This is a genomic window from Roseomonas sp. TAS13, assembly GCF_001950415.1.
Lineage (GTDB): Bacteria > Pseudomonadota > Alphaproteobacteria > Acetobacterales > Acetobacteraceae > Roseomonas > Roseomonas mucosa.
Map to the genome: position 1 here is coordinate 1 of NZ_BDLP01000057.1, position 17,701 is coordinate 17,701.

Genomic DNA, 17,701 nt, shown 5'->3' on the forward strand with positions numbered 1-17,701 from the left:
TTCGCCTTACGGTGGAGCTGTGCGTAGATGTGATCAAGGGACAGGGCGGCGATCCGGGCATGGATATCCTCCGCCCGGGCCAGGGCCGCGGCCTCGTCGGCCCCGGGCAGCAGCAGGATGAATTCCTCCCCGCCATAGCGCGCGGCCATCTCGCCGGGAAGCCGGACGGACAGGCCCAACGCCTTGCCGATGGCGCGCAGGCAATCGTCGCCGGGCTGGTGGCCATAGGTGTCGTTGAAGGCCTTGAAGTGATCGACATCGACCATCAGCAGCGCCATCCGGTCGTTCTCCCGCACCGCCCGCGCCAGGGTCTCGTCGAGGCGGCGCCGGTTGGCGAGGCCGGTCAGCCCGTCGGACAGGGCGAGGCGCCGCAACGGCTCCAGCGCCTGCCGCTCCGCGCGCTCCCTGGTCATCGCCAGGAACAGGAAGGCGAGGCCGATCGTGTGCAGCAGGGCCTCGGCGACCAGGACCATGCCGATGTCCGGGGAAAGCAGCCAGCTTCCTTCCGTGGCCAGCACCAGCGAGGCGGCGCGGGCGAGATGAAGCACGGCGTGCAGGGTGAGGAGCAGGGTGGCGATGCGTCCGGCATCCCCCGCCTCGTCGCGCCGGCGGCGGAGTTCCAGCGCGGTGGCGATGGTATAGGCGGCGCCAATCGCGAAGACCGGCGTGGCGTGCCAGGGTCCCGCCAGCCCGGCCCTCTCCAGCCCATCCCCGACCGGCCCCGCCCAGAGCAGCCACGCGGCGGGCCCGAGCAGGATCAGGCCGGGGCGGGCCTGCCGGCCGGCGAAGCGCCGCGCCGCCGTCCAGGACAGGGCCGTCGCCAGCAGGATCGCCGCCCCGCCCCAGGCACCGCCGCCATCATGCGCCACCGCCGTCAGGGCAAGGCCGGCCGCTCCCAGGATCAGGGCGATCCCCCAGAGGGCGAGCGGGCCGGCATCCCGGCCGCGGCCACGAGACAGCAGGAGGACCAGCCCGGAAAAGGCGATCACCAGAGCCGTCGCCACGAGCAGCGTCGGGGCATGCAGGGGCGGAAAGATCATGGGCGACCCTAGCACTCAAAAATCGGCATCCGTATCGAAATGCAAGGAGCTGCGGATGATCCGGGGGGTTGCGGCGTGTCGGGTCAACGCCGGAAGCCCTGCCCTGGCGGCACAAGGCTCAAAAAAACCTTCCATGGCGGAAAATGATATCACGCGCGGCGTTGCCCTCGCGAGGACGCGAAGCGGCGGGGGCTTGCGTTCCACCCCTTTGCCGCGTCACGTCCGCCGCGCCCTATCCATGCCCGCCGCGGAAAGGGCGGAAGCAGGGAGACAGACACTCTTGGTGACCACCGCTCCCCCGCTGCTGCGGCCGGTCGGCGCGCTGCTGCTCTCGGTGGTGCTGCTGATGCTCGGCAACGGGCCGCTCACCACGCTGATCAGCCTGCGCCTGAACGCGGCCGGTGCGTCGCCGACGCTGACGGGCCTCGTCGCCACGGCCTATTTCCTCGGCCTGACCCTCGGCGCCCTGCAGGCTTTCCGTGTCATCCTGCGCGTTGGGCATATCCGCGCCTTCGCCGTCTTCGCCTCCACGGTCTCGGCCACCGGCCTGGTCTATGCGCTGTGGCAGAACGCCGCGCTCTGGGCGCTGGTACGGCTGGTGGACGGCTTCTGCATGGCCGGGCTGTTCATCTGCATCGAGAGCTGGCTGAACGACCGGGCGGAACCGGCGCGGCGCGGCGCGCTGCTCGCCGCCTACATGGTCTGCGTCTATGGCGCCCAGGCGGCGGGGCAGGGGCTGCTGAACATCGGCGGGGCGGGGGACCTGCGGCCCTTCCTGCTGCTGTCCATCCTGATGGGCCTGTCCGTGCTGCCCATCTCGATGACCAGCAAGAGCCCCACCGCACTGCCCGACGTGGCCTCGCTGAGCCTGCGCCAGCTCTACCGGATCTCGCCGCTCGGCATGGTCGGCACGGTGACGAGCGGCCTGCTGCTGGGCGCCGTCTATGCCCTGGCGCCGCTCTTCGCCCGGGGCAGCGGGCTCGACCTCGCAGGGACCACGCTGTTCATGACCGCGCTGATCCTGGGGGGCATGGCACTGCAATGGCCGCTCGGGCGCCTGTCCGACCGGTTCGACCGGCGGCTGGTGATCCTGGGGACGCTGGCCGCGCTGACGGCCTCCAGCATCCTGGTGCTCCTGGCTGCTCCGCACGGCACCGCCTGGCTGCTGACAACGGGGGCGCTCTTCGGCGGCCTGGTCTTCGCGCTCTATCCGCTCTGCGTCTCGCACACCAATGACTGGCTGGGGGCGGGCGACCGGGTGGCGGCCAGCGGCGGCCTCGTGCTGGCCTATTCCTTCGGCGCGGCGGCGGGGCCGGTCCTGGCCTCCACGGGCATGAGTCTGGTGGGACGCAGCGGCCTGTTCCTCTATGCGGGGCTGGTGTCGCTGGCCTGTCTCGGCTTCGGCCTGTGGCGCCTGACAGCCCGGGCGACCCTGCCCGCCGAACAGCAGCATCCCTATCAGGGCCTGCCCGGCACCACCCCGGCGGTGGCACCCCTGCACCCCATGGCGGAAGGGGAGAACGAGGCGGAGAAAGAGGCCACCGGCGCCGGATAAGGCGCCGCATCGCCACGGCACGGAAACATGGGTTCGAGGAGTGGCCCGGCCGGATCGCTGCGCACCCCGGCGCGGCGATGGTTTCATGGTCTGGCAGATGAGGCGGTCACACGAAATTTATTGTTGGCCGAGAATGAAAGTTCCCGGCCGGCCCGCCTCCGGAGGCATTCTCCATCTCGCAACTGCAAGAAGCCAAGGTTCCTGCCCTTTGCTGCCGTGCCTGTCGCCCGGTTCGTGACGGAATGGTAAAGGTGCTTGCAAACATCCAAAAAATGCGATTTATGCCGATAAACTTGTTTCCGGTTCGAGTACGCTGGAGGGGCATAGGACGTGCAGTCTTCGAACCACAACTTCCAGGCGGAGTTGCAACGCCTGGTTACCACCATGAACGAGCACCAGCGCCAGGGCCTCCTGGTTGTCGCACGCGCGATCGCCGCCGCTGCGGAAAGCGCGCCCAAGGTTCCGGCGACGCCCGCGCGCTGAAGCGCCGGACCGGGAGCGGGTCGAGGCCGGCCGCCTGGCTCTGCTCCAGGATGCCAGATTCAAGACACCGGAGGGCCCCGTCAGCTGTGCGGGGGCGCGTGTTCCGGCATAGGCTCCCGGCCCGGCAGCAGGGCGAGTTGCAGCACCAGGCCCAGCAGCGCGAAGCCGGCCATCGTCGCCGTGAGAGACAGGGCGCTGTGGTCATCGTAGAACAACCCCACCAGCGCGCCCGCCAAGGCACCGAACAGCATCTGCAGGCTGCGCAGCGCCGCCGAGGCGGCCCCGGCCATCCGCCCCATCGGCTGCAACGCGCCATGGGTGACATTCGGCGCCAGGAGGCCGAAGCCGAAGCTGCCGATGGCGGCGAAGGTCACGAGGCTGGCGGAGCCGAGGCTGCCGGACAGGGTCAGGACCAGGGCCAGCAGTGAACTGCACAGCGTCAGCGACAGGGCGGCGCGGGACGCCAGCCGCCCCGGCACATGCGCCGCGGCCAGACGGCCGCTGAGCGCCGAACCCAGCATCAGCGTCACCGCGGAGCAGGCGAAGAGCAGGCTGTAGCGGCCCGGCTCCACCCCGAACTGGCCCATCAGCACCGCTGGCGATCCGGATATATAGGCGAAGAGCGTGCCGAAGCAGGCGGCATTGGACAGGGCATTGCCAAGGAAGACCCGGCGCCGCAGCACATCGCCGTAGCGCGCCAGGATCTGGCGGGGGTGCAGGCTGTGGTGCTGGCCATCCGGTGCCGATTCCGCGAAGCCCCAGGCGGTGACCAGCAGCAGGATTAGCCCGCCGAGGCCCAGCGTGCCGTAGATCGCCCGCCAGCCGCCCAGTGCCAGCACCAGCGTGCCCAGTATCGGCGCGACGATCGGGCCGATGCCCAGGACCAGCGTGACATAGGACATGCGGACCCGTGCCTCCACGCCGTCGAAAAGGTCGCGGACGATGGCAAAAGGCAGGGTCGCGCCCGCCCCGGCGCCGATGCCCTGCACGAGCCGCCAGAACAGCAGCATTCCGGGGGATCCGGCCAGGGCGCAGCCGAGCCCGCCCAGGGCGAAGACCACCAGCCCCGCCAGCAGCACCGGCCGCCGGCCGAAGCGGTCGGAGAGCGGGCCGAGCAGGAGCGGGCCGCAGGCGAAGCCGAGCAGGAAGATGCTCAGCGTCTGCGTGGCCTGGCTGGGCGTGGCGCCCAGATCGGCTTCCAGCGCCGGAAAACCCGGCAGGCCCATGTCGATGGACAGGGGCGGCAGGGCCGAGAGCGCACCCAGGAAGACGGTGAAGGCCAGCCCTTTGTGCCGGAGCGCCAATGCAGGGTTCTCCTTTGCCGGAACCCGGGCACCGATCGCGGCCAGCCCAGGAACACGGAAGCCTGCGATAGCAACCCTCTCGCAATGCAACAAGCACGGCTCGCCCCTGCCAAGGCAGGCGCCAGCTCAAGCCCGGGTCCGGGAACCGGCTTCGGTCCCCGGCGGAGAGGGGTCCGGCGAAAGAGGCGGCGCCTCTCCCCCGGGGCCAGCCATCCGGGGCCAGCCATGAAGCGCAACAGCAGCCAGGGAGGGGCCGCGGCCTGCCTCAGCCCCGGCGCACGTTCAGCGGGATCGGCAGGCCGGGGCGGATATCGGTCAGGCCGCGGCGATAGGCGCTGTCCACGAAATACTGGCCGAGCGGGATATAGGGCACGTCCACGAAGAACTGCGCCTGGATCTCGCGTCCCAGGCGCTTCTGCGCCTCCAGGTCCGGCGCGTCGAACCACTCTTCGCGCAGCGCCTCCAGCTTCGGCGAGGTCGGCCAGCCGAACCAGGCATTCTCGCCATTGGCGCGCAGCAGCAGGTGCCCGGCCGGGGTGCTGAACTCCATGCCGCTGAACAGGGCGACCAGCGCGTTCCAGCCGCCCTGGTTCGCCGGGCCGCGATTCTGCCGCCGCTGCAGCAGTGTGCCCCAGTCCGAGGTCGCGTCCTGCACCTGGAAGCCGGACTTGCGGAGCATGTCCACGCCGACCGTCATCAGCGCGTTCTGGTTCGACACGTCGGTGGCGTGCAGCGCCGTCACGCTGGCGCCCGCCACGCCGGCGGCGGCGAGGTCGGCCTTCACCTTGCCGTAGTCGCGTGGGCCGGTCAGCGCCTCCAGCCCCGCGTCGTTGGCCAGCGGGCTGCCGACCGGGAAGCAGCCGACCTTGTCGCGCCACAGGCGCGGATCGTCCCCGTTCGCCGCCGCCATGAAGTCGGATTGCAGCACGGCGCCGAGCAGGGCGCGGCGGGCCTCGGGCTTATCGAAGGGCGGCTGCAGGTGGTTGAAGCGGAAGCTGGCATAGGTTCCGGAATCGTCGATGCGCTCCAGCACCACGTCGCGGGCGCGCTTCAGCACCGGGTTGAGGTCGGAGGGCACGACCTCCCACCAGTCCACCTCGCCCGATTGCAGCGCGGCGGCGGAGGTGGCGGGGTCGGGGATCACCTTCCACTCCACCCGCTCGAAACGGGCGAGCTTCGGGCCGGCGATCATGCTGGGCGTGCCCACCGGCGTCGGCACGTATCGGTCGAAGCAGCCATAGACGACCTGGGCGCCGGAGACACGCTCATTGGCCAGGAAGCGGTAGGGGCCGGAGCCCACGACCTCGGTGAAGGGCCTGGTCGGGTCCTGGGTGGCGAAGCGCTCGGGATAGATGAAGCAGGGATAGGAGGAGGCCTTGCCCAGCGCGTCCAGCATCAGGCCGAAGGGCCGCCTGAGGCGGATCTCGAAGCGCCGGTCGTCCAGCACGCGGATCTCGTCCAGCCGCTGCGCCAGGGTCTGGCCATGCGTGTCGCGCGGTATCCATCGCCTGATGGAGGCCACGGCATCCTGGGCGCGCACCTTCTCCCCATCATGGAAGAGCGGGCCCTCACGGAGCGTGAACACCCAGCGCCTTCCGTCATCCTCCACCACATGACCCTCGGCGAGCTGTGGCTGCGGCCTGAAGCTGGCATCGATGCCGTAGAGCGTGTCCCAGCACATATGGCCGTGGTTGCGCGTCGGATAGGCGGTGGTGGCCAGCGGATCGAGGATGGTGACATCCGCCTGCGGGATGAAGCGCAGCACCCGCGCCGCATCGCCCTGTGCCAGGGCCGGGCGCGACAGGGCGGCCGCCGGACCCAGCGCGGCGCCACCGGCCAGGAGGGTCCGTCGGGTGAAGGGCGTGCTCGGCGGCATGGTGGGCATCCTGGCTGGTTCGGCCGGGGAAAAGGCAGGATTCGTGATCCGTGACGGCCCCCGGGGCGAGGAGGCTGGCGAAAACCGGTCCGTTCCGTCAACCGTCCGGATCGGTCCGGCCTGGCCCGCCGCCCCGCAACTCTCGCCGCCGCCGTCTGTTCCGCCCCTCGGGACATCGCCGGGGACAGGGCCGCCGCGCTGCGGCACAGGCAGGAGGACAGCCATGGATTGTCGTCTCGATGGACAGGTCGCGCTGGTCACCGGCGCCAGTTCCGGCATCGGCACGGGCGTTGCGCGCGGGCTGGCGGCGGCCGGGGCGGCGGTGATCGTGAACTACCATTCCGGCCGTGAGCCCGCCGAGGCGCTGGTGGCGGAGATCGAGGGCAGGGGCGGCCGGGCCGTGGCGCTGCAGGCCGATGTCTCCGACCCGGATTCCGTGGCGGCGCTCTTTGCGAGGGGTGCGGAGGCGATGGGCGCCATCGACATCGTGGTGGCGAATTCGGGTATCCAGAAGGATGCGCCGGCCACGGAGCTGACGGTCGAGGACTGGCGCAAGGTGATCGACACCAACCTGACCGGCCAGTTCCTCTGCGCCCAGGCGGGCATCCGGCAGTTCCTGAAGCAGGGCGACCGCAAGCTGTCCCGCGCCCTGGGCAAGATCATCCACATGAGCTCGGTGCACGAGGTCATCCCCTGGGCGGGGCATGTGAACTACGCCGCCTCGAAGGGCGGCATCGCGCTGATGATGCGCACCCTGGCGCAGGAGCTGGCGGGGCAGCGCATCCGCATCAATGCCATCGCGCCCGGCGCCATCGCCACGCGGATCAATGCGGAGAACACGCAGGGTGAGGCCGGGAAGCGGCTGCTGGAGCTGATCCCCTATGGCCGCGTCGGCGATGTGGAGGACATCGCCAACGCCGCTGTCTGGCTGGCCTCGGACATGTCGGACTATGTGGTGGGCACCACCATCACCGTGGATGGCGGCATGTGCCTCTATCCCGGCTTCCGCGACAACGGCTGAGGGGCGACGCCCTCAGCCCTCCACGTCCAGCGCGTAGCCGGCGGAGCGGACGGTGCGGATGACATCCTCCTCCTCCGGCCCGTTCACCGCCTTGCGCAGCCGGCGGATATGCACGTCCACGGTGCGCAGCTCGACATGGATGTCGCGGCCCCAGATCGCGTCCAGCAGCTGCTCGCGCGAAAAGACGCGGCCCGGGTGCTGCATCATGAATTCCAGGATGCGGTACTCGGTGGGGCCCAGATGCAGCGGCCGGCCGTTGCGCGTCACGCGATGCGCTTCCGGGTCCAGCACCATTTCGCGCCAGACCAGGGCCTCGCGCATCGAGCCGGGGCCGGAGCGGCGCAGCAGCGCGCGGATCCGGGCCAGCAGTGCCTCCACGGTGAAGGGCTTGGCGATGTAGTCGTCCGCCCCGGTGTCCAGGGCGCGCACGGCGTCCTGGTCCTCCGTGCGGGCGGTGACCATGATGATCGGCAGGTCGCGCGTCGCCGGGCGGCGGCGGAGCTGGCGGCAGACCTCCAGCCCGGACAGGCTGGGCAGCATCCAGTCCAGCAGCACCAGGTCGGGCCGGCCTTCGGAGACGCGCAGCAGCGCCTCCTGCCCGTCGGCCGCTTCCTCGACGCGGAAGCCCTGGCGCTCCAGGTTGTAGCGCAGCAGGGTCAGCAGGGGCGCCTCGTCCTCCACCACCAGGATGGTGGGGCGGGTGCCGGTCTCGATCGCGGCACTCATTCGTCGGACGGAGACAGGTCGCCCGGAGCCCCCACCTTCGGCCGGTCGTCGGGAAGGTTCTGGCCGGTGATCGAGAAGTACACCGTCTCGGCGATGTTGGTGGCGTGGTCGCCGATCCGCTCGAAGTTCTTGGCGATGAAGTGCATGTGGGTGGCCGCGGTGATGTTGCGCGGGTCTTCCATCATGTGGGTCAGAAGCTGGCGGAAGAGCCCGTTATAGACGTCGTCCACCGCCACGTCGCTGGCCCAGACGCGGCGGCAGGCCTCGGCATCCTCGTTCAGCAGCGCGTCGATCACGTCCTTGAGGTTGCGCTGCACCAGTTGCGACAGGGCCTCGAAGGTGCCCAGCCCGACGAGATTGGGCTGCTGCGCGATCACCATGACGCGCTTGGCGACGTTGCGGGCATAGTCGCCGATGCGCTCCAGTTCCTGGCTGATCTTCATCGCCGCGACGATGAAGCGCAGGTCCGCCGCCATCGGCGCCCGCAGCGCGAGGAGGCGGACGCAGAAGCTCTCGACCTCGCGCTCCAGCCCGTCGATCGGGGCGTCGCGGGCGGCGACCTCGGCGGCGGCCGTGGCGTCGCGCCGGGTAAGCACGTAGGCGGCATCGGCCACCTGGCGCTCGGCGAGGCCGCCCATGCGGGCGACCAGCTCGCGCAGCCGGCGCAGGTCGTCACTGTAGGACTTGACGATGTGTTCGGGCTGGTTGGCCATGGCCGCTTCCCCTGTCTCAGCCGAAGCGGCCGGTGATGTAGTCCTGGGTCCGCCGCTCGCGCGGGGTGGTGAAGAGCTGTGCCGCGGGCGCCACCTCCACCAGCTCGCCCAGGTAGAAGAAGGCCACCTGGTCGGCGCATCGGGCCGCCTGCTGCATGTTGTGCGTCACGATGGCGATCGTGAAGTCCTGCTTCAGCTCGTCGATCAGCTCCTCGATGCGCGCGGTGCTGATCGGGTCGAGCGCCGAGGTCGGCTCGTCGAGCAGGATCACGTCCGGCCGCACCGCGATGGTGCGGGCGATGCAGAGGCGCTGCTGCTGCCCGCCCGAAAGGCCGGCGGCATTGGTGTCCAGCCGGTCCTTCACCTCGTCCCACAGCGCGGCGCGGGCCAGGGCCCATTCGATGCGTTCGGCCATCTCCGTCCGGCCCAGCCGCTCGTGCAGGCGGATGCCGAAGGCGATGTTCTCGCGGATCGTCATGGGGAAGGGGGTGGGCTTCTGGAACACCATGCCGACCTTGGCACGGAGCGCGTTCATGTCCACGCCCGATTCGAGGATGTTCTCCCCGTCCAGCAGCACCTGCCCCTCGGCCCGCTGGCCGGGATAGAGGCTGTACATGCGGTTCAGGATGCGCAGCAGGGTGGACTTGCCGCAGCCGGAGGGGCCGATCATGCCGGTCACCTGGCGGTGCGGCAGGTCGAGGTTGATGCCCTTCAGCGCATGCTTGTCGCCGTACCAGAAGTTCAGGTCGCGCACGCTCATCCCCGCCTCGTTCAGCGGCACGGAGGGGCGGGACGTGTCCACCAGGCTGCTGGAGGAGGCACTCGGCATGCTGAAGTTGGTGGCGTTTCCATTCATGGCGGAGCCTCTCAGCGCTTGGCGCGCAGCACGGTGCGGGCGACGAGGTTCAGGCCCAGCACGCCCAGGGTGATGATCAGGGCCCCGGCCCAGGCCAGGGTGACCCAGTCCTCATAGGGGGAGCCGGCATAGGCGTAGATGGTGATCGGCAGGCTCGACATCGGCTGGTTCAGGCTGACCGACCAGTTCAGGTTGCCGAGCGAGGTGAAGAGCAGCGGCGCGGTCTCGCCGGCGATGCGGGCCACACCCAGCAGCACGCCGGTGATGATGCCCGAGGCGGCGGCGCGCCAGCCCACCAGCACCACCATCTTCCACTTGGGCGAGCCCAGGCCGATCACCGCCTCGCGCAGCGTGTCGGGCAGCAGGCTCAGCATGTCCTCGGTGGTGCGGACCACGACGGGGATGATGATGATGGCCAGCGCCACCACGCCCGCCCAGCCGGAGAAGCCGCCGAAGGGCAGCACCAGGAGCTGGTAGACGAAGAGGCCGATCAGGATCGAGGGGGCGGAAAGCAGCACGTCCGAGACGAAGCGCACGGCGCCGCCGAGCTTCGACCCGCGGGCGTATTCCGCGAGGTAGGTGCCGACCAGCATGCCGATCGGCGTGCCCACTAGCGTGGCGAGGAACACCTGGATCAGGCTGCCCACGATCGGGTTCAGCAGCCCGCCGCCGCTGCCGGGCGGGCGGGTCACCGTGACCAGCGTCTGCAGCGACAGCCCGTGCATGCCGCGCAGCAGCAGGGTGAGCAGGATGGAGGCGAGGAAGAACAGGCCCAGCAGCGTGGCGGCGATGCAGAAGGCGCGGATCAGCAGGTCCTTGCGGTGCCGGCTGCGGCCCAGCGCGCGGGCCACGGCGGGGTCCTTGCGCGGGCCGATATGCCCCGGGCGGGAGGTGGTGGCGCTCATCGGTTCAGCCCTTCAGCCGGGGCCGCAGCAGCCAGCGCGAGACGGCCAGCACCGCGAAGGAGATGACGAAGAGGACGAAGCCCAGCGCCAGCAGCGCGGAAAGCTTCAGGCTGCCCATCCCGGCCTCGCCGAATTCCAGCGCGACCAGCGAGGCGATGGTGTTGCCCGGGCCGAAGAGCGAGGCGGAGATGCGGTTGGCGTTGCCGATCACGAAGGTGACGGCCATGGTCTCGCCCAGGGCGCGGCCCAGGCCCAGCATGATGCCGCCCACCACGGAGGTACGGGTATAGGGCAGCACCACGCCGCGCATCACCTCCCAGGTCGTGGCGCCGAGGCCATAGGCGCTTTCCTTGAAGACCGGCGGCACCTGCTCGAACACGTCGCGCATCGTGGCGGCGACGAAGGGCAGGATCATGATCGCCAGGATCAGCGCCGCGGTGAACAGGCCGGTGCCGAAGGGCGCGCCGGAGAAGAGCGCGCCGATGACCGGCACCTCGCCCAGCGTGTCGATGATCGGCGGCTGGATGGTGGTGGCCATGAAGGGCACGATCACGAAGAAGCCCCACATGCCGTAGATGATCGAGGGCACGGCGGCCAGCAGCTCCACCGCCACGCCGACCGGGCGGCGCATCCAGTCGGGCGCCAGCTCGGTGAGGAAGAAGGCGATGCCGAAGGCCGCCGGCACGGCCATGAGGATGGCCAGCAGCGCGGTCAGCAGCGTGCCGTAGATGGGCACGCCGCCGCCGAAGACCTCCTGCACCGGGTCCCAGTCCGTCGAGGCGACGAAGGCGAGGCCGAAGGCCCGGAAGGCCGGGAGGCCGCCCAGGAACAGCTCCACGATGATGGCGCCCAGCAGCAGCAGCACCAGGATGCCGGCCCCTTGGCAGAGGGCCGCGAAGATGGTGTCGCCGAAGCCGGTGGCGCGCCTCGTGGCGCGGCTGGGACGGGGGGGGACCGGGTCGGCGCCGATGGCGGCGCCCGCGAGGTGCGAGGCGGTCTGGGACAAGGTCGGGCCTTCCTGGGGTCAGAAGTGCCGGAGGGGCCTCGCGGCCCCGCCGGTCATGTTCCGGTTCCGGACCTTACCGGTTCCAGACGGGCTTGCCGTCCACGGTCACCTGCTTCCAGGTCTCGCGCACCTTGGCCTGCACGTTCTCCGGCAGGGGGATGTACTCGAGCTGGCGCGCCGCGTCGCCGCCATGGGTGAAGGCCCAGTCGAAGAAGCGCATCACCGCGCGGGAGCGGTCGGCGTTTTCCGGATTGGCCGGCAGCAGGATGAAGGTCGGCGAAACGATCGGCCAGGAGTTGTCGCCCTTCTGGTCGATGATGCTGGCGGCCATGCCGGGGGCGGACCAGTCGGCATTCCCGGCGGCGGCGATGAAGCTCTCCATGGTCGGCTTCACGAACTTGCCGGCCTTGTTGCGGAGCTGCACGGTCGTCAGCTTGTTCTGGGTGGCATAGGCGTTCTCGACATAGCCGATGGCGCCGCGGGTGTTGCGCACCGTGCCGGCCACGCCCTCGTTGCCGCGCGCGCCGGCGCCGGCCGGCCACTTCACGGAGGTGGCGGCGCCGACCTTGCCCTGCCAGTCGGAGGAGACGGCGGAGAGGTAGGAGGTGAAGACGAAGGATGTGCCGGAGGCATCGGCGCGGTAGACCGGCGCGATGGCGACGTTGGGCAGGGTCACGCCCTGGTTCAGCTCGACCAGCTTCGGGTCGTTCCACTTGGTGATCTTGCCGGCATAGATGTCGGCCAGGATCTCGCCCGTCAGCTTCAGCTGGTCGATCTCGACGCCCGGCAGGTTCACGATGGGAACCACCGAGCCCATCACGGCCGGGAACTGCACCAGCTTGGCCTCGGTCAGCTGCTCAGGCTTCAGCGGGGCGTCGGAGGCGCCGAAATCCACCGTGCGGTTGCGGATCTGGTTGATGCCGGCGCCCGAACCCACGGACTGGTAGTTCAGCTGGATGCCGACCGCCTTCGCACCCTCGCCCCAGCGCTGGTAGACCGGGTTGGGGAAGGACGCGCCGGCACCGGTGATGTCGGCCGTCTGGGCCAGGGCGCCGTGCGGCACGGCGGCGGTCAGCAGCGCGAGGCCGGTGAGGAGAGCGAGGGAGCGTCTGTACACCGTGCGTGGTCTCCGGAGCGATTTGTTATTGCCGGCAGGACATGTTCTCCCGCCGCCGGCTGCTCCCTAGTCCCCCAAGGCGTCGGACATGTTTCACTTTTATGAAGGTTCGATGACAGGCCGGCCGGCCGAAGGCACCTTTACCGACGGGAAAGGTATCGCCGGATAGGGTCAGCCGCCCGGGAAGCGCAGGCCCTGGAGCCGCACCTGCCCGCCCCCCCAGGAAAGGTCGAAGGCAATCCCGCCGGCATAGTTCAGGCGTGCTGCGGCGTAGCGGAGATGGCTGGTGCCGATGGGATCGCCGAGGGAGCGCAGCACGTGCTGGGACAGGAAGGGAGGCGAGCGGCGCAGTTGCAGCCAAGCGCCGACGGATTGCGGGTCGTTCCAGCCATCCGCCATCTCCTCCGCCATGTCCGAGAGCCAGTTCCGGGCCGTGAGCGAAAGGCCCTCCGCATCGGTCCGGGAGGCGAACTCCCGCCGCAGGTTCCTCTGGAGGCTGGGCCGGTCGGCCATCTGCAACAGCGCGTCGCCATCCATGTGCCGCAGCCTCGCGGCGAAGTCCTGCGCCATCATCCAGGACGGTGCGACGAGCCCGGCGCCGAAGACCAGCAGCAGCGGGACCAGCAGCAGGAGCAGCAGGTGGCGCCTGTTCCGTCGGGTTGGCAGTGGCTTCCCGGTGGTGCCGGCCGGCAGGGCGCACGCCGCATGCAGGCGGTGGTCGTATTCCGACCAGACGTCGTTCCAGTCGTCGTCTCTGTCCGGGCCATCGAACGGCATTGGGGTGACCCCTGAAGCAACCGCCTCAACGCGCCATCCTGGCCGAAGGTTGACGGTTGTCTAGGTATTCGTGAACACCGCCATGCTTAGTTAACTACAAGTTGTATTAATAGAAGATTACTACCTTGACGCGATCAAAATCTGTTGTTCCAGCTGCATGAAGGCCCCTGCCAGGGCAGCCACCATCGCCTGGGCCTGGGGTTCCGGCCGCAGCGGCCGTTCCGGCGGCAGGGGCGCGGTTCCGGAAACGGTGAACTGGCGTACGGCGCGGCGGTCGAGCGCGCCTTCCCGCAACAGCACCGCCGACAGGCTGGCCCGCGCCAGACCCTGGCCGAGATCGGCATGCAGGGCGGTCAGCTCCGTCTCCAGCACCAGGTCGCTGCTGGCCCGCGTGCCGGGCGCCAGCACCGCGGCGAAGAGGCCCGAGGCCACGAGCCAGCGGCGCAGCGCCTCGTCCATCGCCTCGGCGGGCGGCGCGACCCATTCGGCGTAGTACTCGACATGCACCGTGCCGTCCGGGTTGATGGAGCGCAGCATCCGCCCCTCCGTCCCCGGTGCCGCGCGCGCCAGGCGGACCAGGACCGTCTGCCCGCCGAAGCCGCGCAGGGGTGGCCCGGGCCGCACGGGGTCGAGCCGGAAGCGCAGCGGCTCCACATAGGGGCGGCTCTGCAGCGCGGAGCAGCCGGGCAGGGCCAGAAGCGCGGCCAGCACCGGCCGGCGCATCAACAGAGGGCGTCGGGTGGGACCGTTCATCGGTTGCGCTCCGTGGCCCAGGCGGGCGGTGGTGGCGGCGCGCCCAGGATCGCCTGGGAGGGCGCACGGCGCAGGGTCTCCGTCGTGTCGCGCAGGTTGGCGGCCACCGCCCCCAGGTCGCGCAGGATCGGCTGCAGGTCCGCGTTCACGTCGCTGGTCGTATGGCCTGCCGTGCGCGCCGTGCGCTCCAGCGCGCCGATCACCGCCGGCAGCCGTTGCATGGAGGCATTGAGCTGCGCCGCGGCGTCGCGGGTGGATCGCAGCGTCGCCTGCATCTCCGGCCCCGCCACGGTGCGGCGCAGATCCGCCACCGCGCCGCGGATGTCCTTCACCATGCCCTGGATATCCGTGCTGTCCAGAGTCTGGCGCAGGGTGCCGGCCATGGCCGAGACATCGGCCAGGGTCTTCGCCAGATCGCCGCTGCTGGTCTGCCGGTGGACATCCGCCAGCACGCCGTCGAGGTTGTTCATGATGTCCTCCAGCGGCAGGCCCTGCAGGCGGCTCAGCAGGTTCTGCGCGGCATCCTGCACCTGCGCCACGGTGGAGGGGATGGAGGGGATCACCGGATGCGCCGGCGCCCAGGGCAGCTTCTCCACCGGGAAACGCTCGGGGTTCTCGAAGTCCATCTCGATATAGGAGCCGCCGGTCAGGCCGGCGCTCGACAGGCGGGTCCGCAGGCCGAAGCCGACCGCGCGCTCGGGACCGGTGCCCTCCGGCCCCAACCGGTTCTGTTCGATGGCGAAGCGCACGACGACGAGCTGGAAGGCCGCCTGGAAAGGCCGCCCTTCCGGGTTGCGGTAGACGGAGTTGACCAGGGTGATCTCGGTGACGCGGCCGAGCTGCACGCCGCGGTAGCGCACCGGGGCACCGACATCGAGGCCCTGCACGCTTTCGCGGAAATAGGTCTCGAAGATCTCCGAATGGCGGTTGAGCCGGCCGGCGGTGAAGAACATCACGAAGCCGACCGCCAGCGCGATTCCCGCCAGGATCAGCAGCCCGACCCGCAGGTAGAGGCCGGAGCCCCGCCCGGGCGCGGCCATCTACTCGGCCTCCCGGCGGAAGAAGTGGCGGACGGTGTCGTTGGGCGGGTCGGCGCGCAGGTCGCCGGGGCGTCCCTGCGCGATCACGCCCTTCGCGGCCTTGTCCAGCATGATGCAGCGGTCACCGATGTTCAGGATGGATTGCAGCTCGTGCGTCACGACCACGAAGGTCGTGCCGAGATCGCGGGCGAAGTCCTTGATGAGCTGGTCGAGCCCCGCGGAGGTGATCGGGTCGAGCCCCGCCGAGGGCTCGTCCAGGAAGAGCAGCGGCGGGTCGAGCGCCATGGCGCGCGCGATGCCGGCGCGCTTGGCCATGCCGCCCGAGATCTCGGCCGGCAGCCGGTTCGCCGCCTCGCTGAGCCCGACCAGGCCGAGCTTGGTGCGGGCGATCTCCGCCCGGCCCTCCGGCGGCAGATCGGTATGGGCCTCCAGCGGCAGCATCACGTTCTCCAGCAGGGTCATCGAGCCGAACAGGGCGCCCGACTGCCACATCACGCCGAGCCGGCTCAGCAGCGCCCGGCGCGCGGCACCCTCGGTCGCCAGCATGTCCGTGCCCAGGATCTCGATCCGGCCGTCGCTCGGCGGCATCAGCCCGATCAGCAGCTTGAGCAGGGTGGACTTGCCACAGCCCGAGCCGCCCAGGATCACGAAGACCTCGCCGCGCCGCACGTCGAAGCTCACGTCCCGGAACAGCAGGTTGCTGCCGAACTGCATGGCGACGTCCCGCGCCCGGACCACCGCCTCGCCGTCCCCGGCACCGCCCATGGCCTCCGGCGGCGGGTCCGCGCGGTCGCCCCGGTGGGATGGCGCGTCCCGCGCCGGCTGTTCCGCCATCGCTCAGAACCCCAGGCGGTAGAAGAGGATGGCGAAGAGGCCGTCGAGCACCACGATGGCCACGATGCCGCCGACCACCGCCGCCGTGGCGGCATCGCCCACCGCGCGCGGCCCCCGTCCGGCCGTCAGCCCGGCGCGGCAGCCGATGCCGGCGATGACCAGGCCGAAGACCGCCGCCTTGAACAGCCCCTGCAGCAGGTCGCTCATCACCACGCCCTCGGCCACCTGGTTGACGGTGAAGACCAGCGGATAGCCCAGGCTGAGCATCACGCCGGTCATGCCGACCAGCCCCGACAGGTTCATCAGCAGGGTCATCACCGGCATCACCACCAGACCGGCAAGCAGCCGCGGCAGCACCAGCATCACCATCGGGTCGATGCCCATGATGCGGAGCGCGTCCACCTCCTCGTTCACCGTCATGGTGCCGAGCTCGGCGGCATAGGCCGAGCCGGTGCGGCCGGCCAGGATCACCCCGGCCAGGAGCGGGCCGAGCTCGCGCAGCAGGGAGATCCCGACCATGCGGGGGATAAAGGTCTCCGCGCCGAACTGGCGCAGCGGCGCGGCGGACTGAAAGGCCAGGATCAGGCCGATCAGCACGCCGAGCAGGATCACCAGGGGAAAGGAGCGCGTCCCCGCCTCGTCGAGATGGCGCATCGCCTCGGAGGCGCGCAGCTGCCGGCGGCGCCGGAAGGCATTCACCAGCGTGGCGGCGGCCTCGCCCAGGAAGGCGATGCGGACCAGCATCGCCCGCCACACGCCCACGCCCCAGGCCCCCAGCGCCGACACCAGCGGCAGGCGCGGCCCGTTCGGCCGGGGCTCCGGCTGCTCCCGCGCCACGCGCACCCGCTCCAGCACGGCGGCGACCGGGCGGCTCGCGCCCTCGAAGGTCTCGCAGGCCCCGGCGGCGCGCAGCAGCAGCGTGGCGCCGCCGGTATCGATCGTCTCGACACCCGACAGGTCCACGCGCCGCACCCCCTGGGCCTCGCCGGGCAGGCGGTCCCAGACCGGGGCCACCGTTGCCGTGGTCAGGTCGCCCGAGACCCGCAGCGTCTCGCCCTCCACCATGAAGGAGGGCGCTCCGGCTTCCGTCCCGCCCGCCATCAGCCGTTCCCCGGCGACAGGGCCGTGGCGACCGCCGCGGCGGCGGCCTCGCCGGTTTCCCAGGCGCCGCCAACGGTGCCGGCGAGGTCCGGGTGGCAATGCTCACCGGCCAGGACGAGGCGCCCGTCCGCCAGCGGGGCGGAAAGGATGGCGCGCGCCCCGGCCGCGCCAGGCCGGGCATAGCTGTAGGCCCCGAGCGAGAAGGGGTCGCTGCCCCAGCAGCTGACCAGGGCCCGGTCCCAGTCGATCGCCCGCCGCGCCCTTGCGCCATAGAGCCGGACCAGCTCCTCCCGGGCATGGGCGACCTGCGCCGCTTGGCCCTCGCGCTCCAGCGCCCAGGCATGGTCGCCGCCGAGGAAGCCCTCCAGATGCGGCCGGCCGAAGGGCCAGGCCACGAAAGTCATGCGGGTCTCGCCTTCCACGACGCGCCGCTCGGCACCCGCGAAGGGCGGCAGGTCCAGCCGGTCCCCGCCGCTGGCCGGCAGGATGAACTTGGTCAGCAGCCCCAGCGGCAGGCCGTGCAGCGCCTCCTGATGCCCGGGCGGCAGGGGCGGGTCGAAGCGCAGCGCCCCGGCGGCCAGCAGGCTGGCGGGC

General features: G+C 70.6%; 18 protein-coding genes. 3 read left to right on the plus strand and 15 right to left on the minus strand.

Annotated features, from left to right (window positions below; translation table 11 throughout):
* A partial coding sequence (locus tag ROTAS13_RS07195; RefSeq protein WP_075821938.1) for a diguanylate cyclase occupies positions 1-1,040 on the minus strand: 1,040 nt, incomplete at its 3' end.
* Positions 1,041-1,323: 283 nt separating this feature from the next.
* Between ROTAS13_RS07195 and ROTAS13_RS07200 the strand changes: the two genes are divergently transcribed.
* On the plus strand, positions 1,324-2,595 hold the full coding sequence (locus tag ROTAS13_RS07200) for an MFS transporter (RefSeq protein ID WP_026032946.1): 1,272 nt from the start codon (positions 1,324-1,326) through the stop codon (positions 2,593-2,595).
* Positions 2,596-2,925: 330 nt separating this feature from the next.
* Complete coding sequence (locus ROTAS13_RS27035) at positions 2,926-3,078, plus strand: hypothetical protein (protein ID WP_019459621.1); 153 nt, start codon at positions 2,926-2,928, stop codon at positions 3,076-3,078.
* A gap of 80 nt (positions 3,079-3,158) precedes the next feature.
* Here the strand turns inward: ROTAS13_RS27035 and ROTAS13_RS07205 are convergent, their stop codons facing one another.
* Positions 3,159-4,382, minus strand: a complete 1,224-nt coding sequence (locus ROTAS13_RS07205) for a multidrug effflux MFS transporter (protein ID WP_075821939.1) — start codon at positions 4,380-4,382, stop codon at positions 3,159-3,161.
* Between the two features lie 265 nt (positions 4,383-4,647).
* Positions 4,648-6,267 (minus strand): ABC transporter substrate-binding protein, encoded by a 1,620-nt coding sequence (locus ROTAS13_RS07210; RefSeq protein ID WP_075821940.1) that lies wholly within the window; start codon positions 6,265-6,267, stop codon positions 4,648-4,650.
* Between the two features lie 214 nt (positions 6,268-6,481).
* Here ROTAS13_RS07210 and ROTAS13_RS07215 point away from each other — a divergent pair, with 214 nt between their 5' ends.
* Entirely contained in the window at positions 6,482-7,279 is a 798-nt protein-coding gene (locus ROTAS13_RS07215; RefSeq protein WP_019459624.1) for a glucose 1-dehydrogenase, read from the plus strand.
* A gap of 12 nt (positions 7,280-7,291) precedes the next feature.
* Here ROTAS13_RS07215 and phoB read toward each other — a convergent pair whose 3' ends face one another.
* The 12 genes from phoB to ROTAS13_RS07275 form a co-directional block, all read right to left on the minus strand.
* Complete coding sequence (phoB, locus tag ROTAS13_RS07220; protein WP_019459625.1) at positions 7,292-8,005, minus strand: phosphate regulon transcriptional regulator PhoB; 714 nt, start codon at positions 8,003-8,005, stop codon at positions 7,292-7,294.
* Positions 8,002-8,718: a phosphate signaling complex protein PhoU gene (gene phoU / locus ROTAS13_RS07225; protein ID WP_075821941.1), complete on the minus strand. Its 717-nt coding sequence runs from the start codon at positions 8,716-8,718 to the stop codon at positions 8,002-8,004. The genes phoB and phoU overlap by 4 nt, the downstream gene beginning before the upstream one ends.
* Before the next feature lie 16 nt (positions 8,719-8,734).
* Positions 8,735-9,478, minus strand: coding sequence for a phosphate ABC transporter ATP-binding protein PstB (gene pstB, locus ROTAS13_RS07230; protein WP_237719320.1), 744 nt, complete (start codon positions 9,476-9,478; stop codon positions 8,735-8,737).
* Positions 9,479-9,585: 107 nt separating this feature from the next.
* Positions 9,586-10,479 (minus strand): phosphate ABC transporter permease PstA, encoded by an 894-nt coding sequence (gene pstA, locus ROTAS13_RS07235; protein WP_019459628.1) that lies wholly within the window; start codon positions 10,477-10,479, stop codon positions 9,586-9,588.
* A 4-nt stretch (positions 10,480-10,483) separates the two neighbouring features.
* Positions 10,484-11,485 carry a phosphate ABC transporter permease subunit PstC gene (gene pstC / locus ROTAS13_RS07240; RefSeq protein WP_019459629.1) on the minus strand — a complete coding sequence of 334 codons (1,002 nt, stop codon included), beginning with the start codon at positions 11,483-11,485 and terminating at the stop codon, positions 10,484-10,486.
* A 73-nt stretch (positions 11,486-11,558) separates the two neighbouring features.
* Positions 11,559-12,602 (minus strand): phosphate ABC transporter substrate-binding protein PstS, encoded by a 1,044-nt coding sequence (gene pstS / locus ROTAS13_RS07245; RefSeq protein WP_075821942.1) that lies wholly within the window; start codon positions 12,600-12,602, stop codon positions 11,559-11,561.
* Between the two features lie 171 nt (positions 12,603-12,773).
* Positions 12,774-13,379 (minus strand): hypothetical protein, encoded by a 606-nt coding sequence (locus tag ROTAS13_RS07250; RefSeq protein WP_075821943.1) that lies wholly within the window; start codon positions 13,377-13,379, stop codon positions 12,774-12,776.
* A gap of 120 nt (positions 13,380-13,499) precedes the next feature.
* Entirely contained in the window at positions 13,500-14,132 is a 633-nt protein-coding gene (locus ROTAS13_RS07255) for an ABC-type transport auxiliary lipoprotein family protein (RefSeq protein ID WP_083755427.1), read from the minus strand.
* Complete coding sequence (locus ROTAS13_RS07260) at positions 14,129-15,172, minus strand: MlaD family protein (protein ID WP_019459633.1); 1,044 nt, start codon at positions 15,170-15,172, stop codon at positions 14,129-14,131. The genes ROTAS13_RS07255 and ROTAS13_RS07260 overlap by 4 nt, the downstream gene beginning before the upstream one ends.
* On the minus strand, positions 15,173-16,006 hold the full coding sequence (locus ROTAS13_RS07265) for an ABC transporter ATP-binding protein (RefSeq protein WP_019459634.1): 834 nt from the start codon (positions 16,004-16,006) through the stop codon (positions 15,173-15,175).
* Positions 16,007-16,009: 3 nt separating this feature from the next.
* A complete protein-coding gene (locus ROTAS13_RS07270; RefSeq protein ID WP_019459635.1) occupies positions 16,010-17,107 on the minus strand; it encodes an ABC transporter permease in 1,098 nt (365 codons plus the stop codon).
* The coding region (locus ROTAS13_RS07275) for an FAD-dependent oxidoreductase (RefSeq protein WP_139323282.1) at positions 17,107-17,701 on the minus strand (595 nt) is incomplete at its 5' end. The genes ROTAS13_RS07270 and ROTAS13_RS07275, both read right to left, overlap by 1 nt.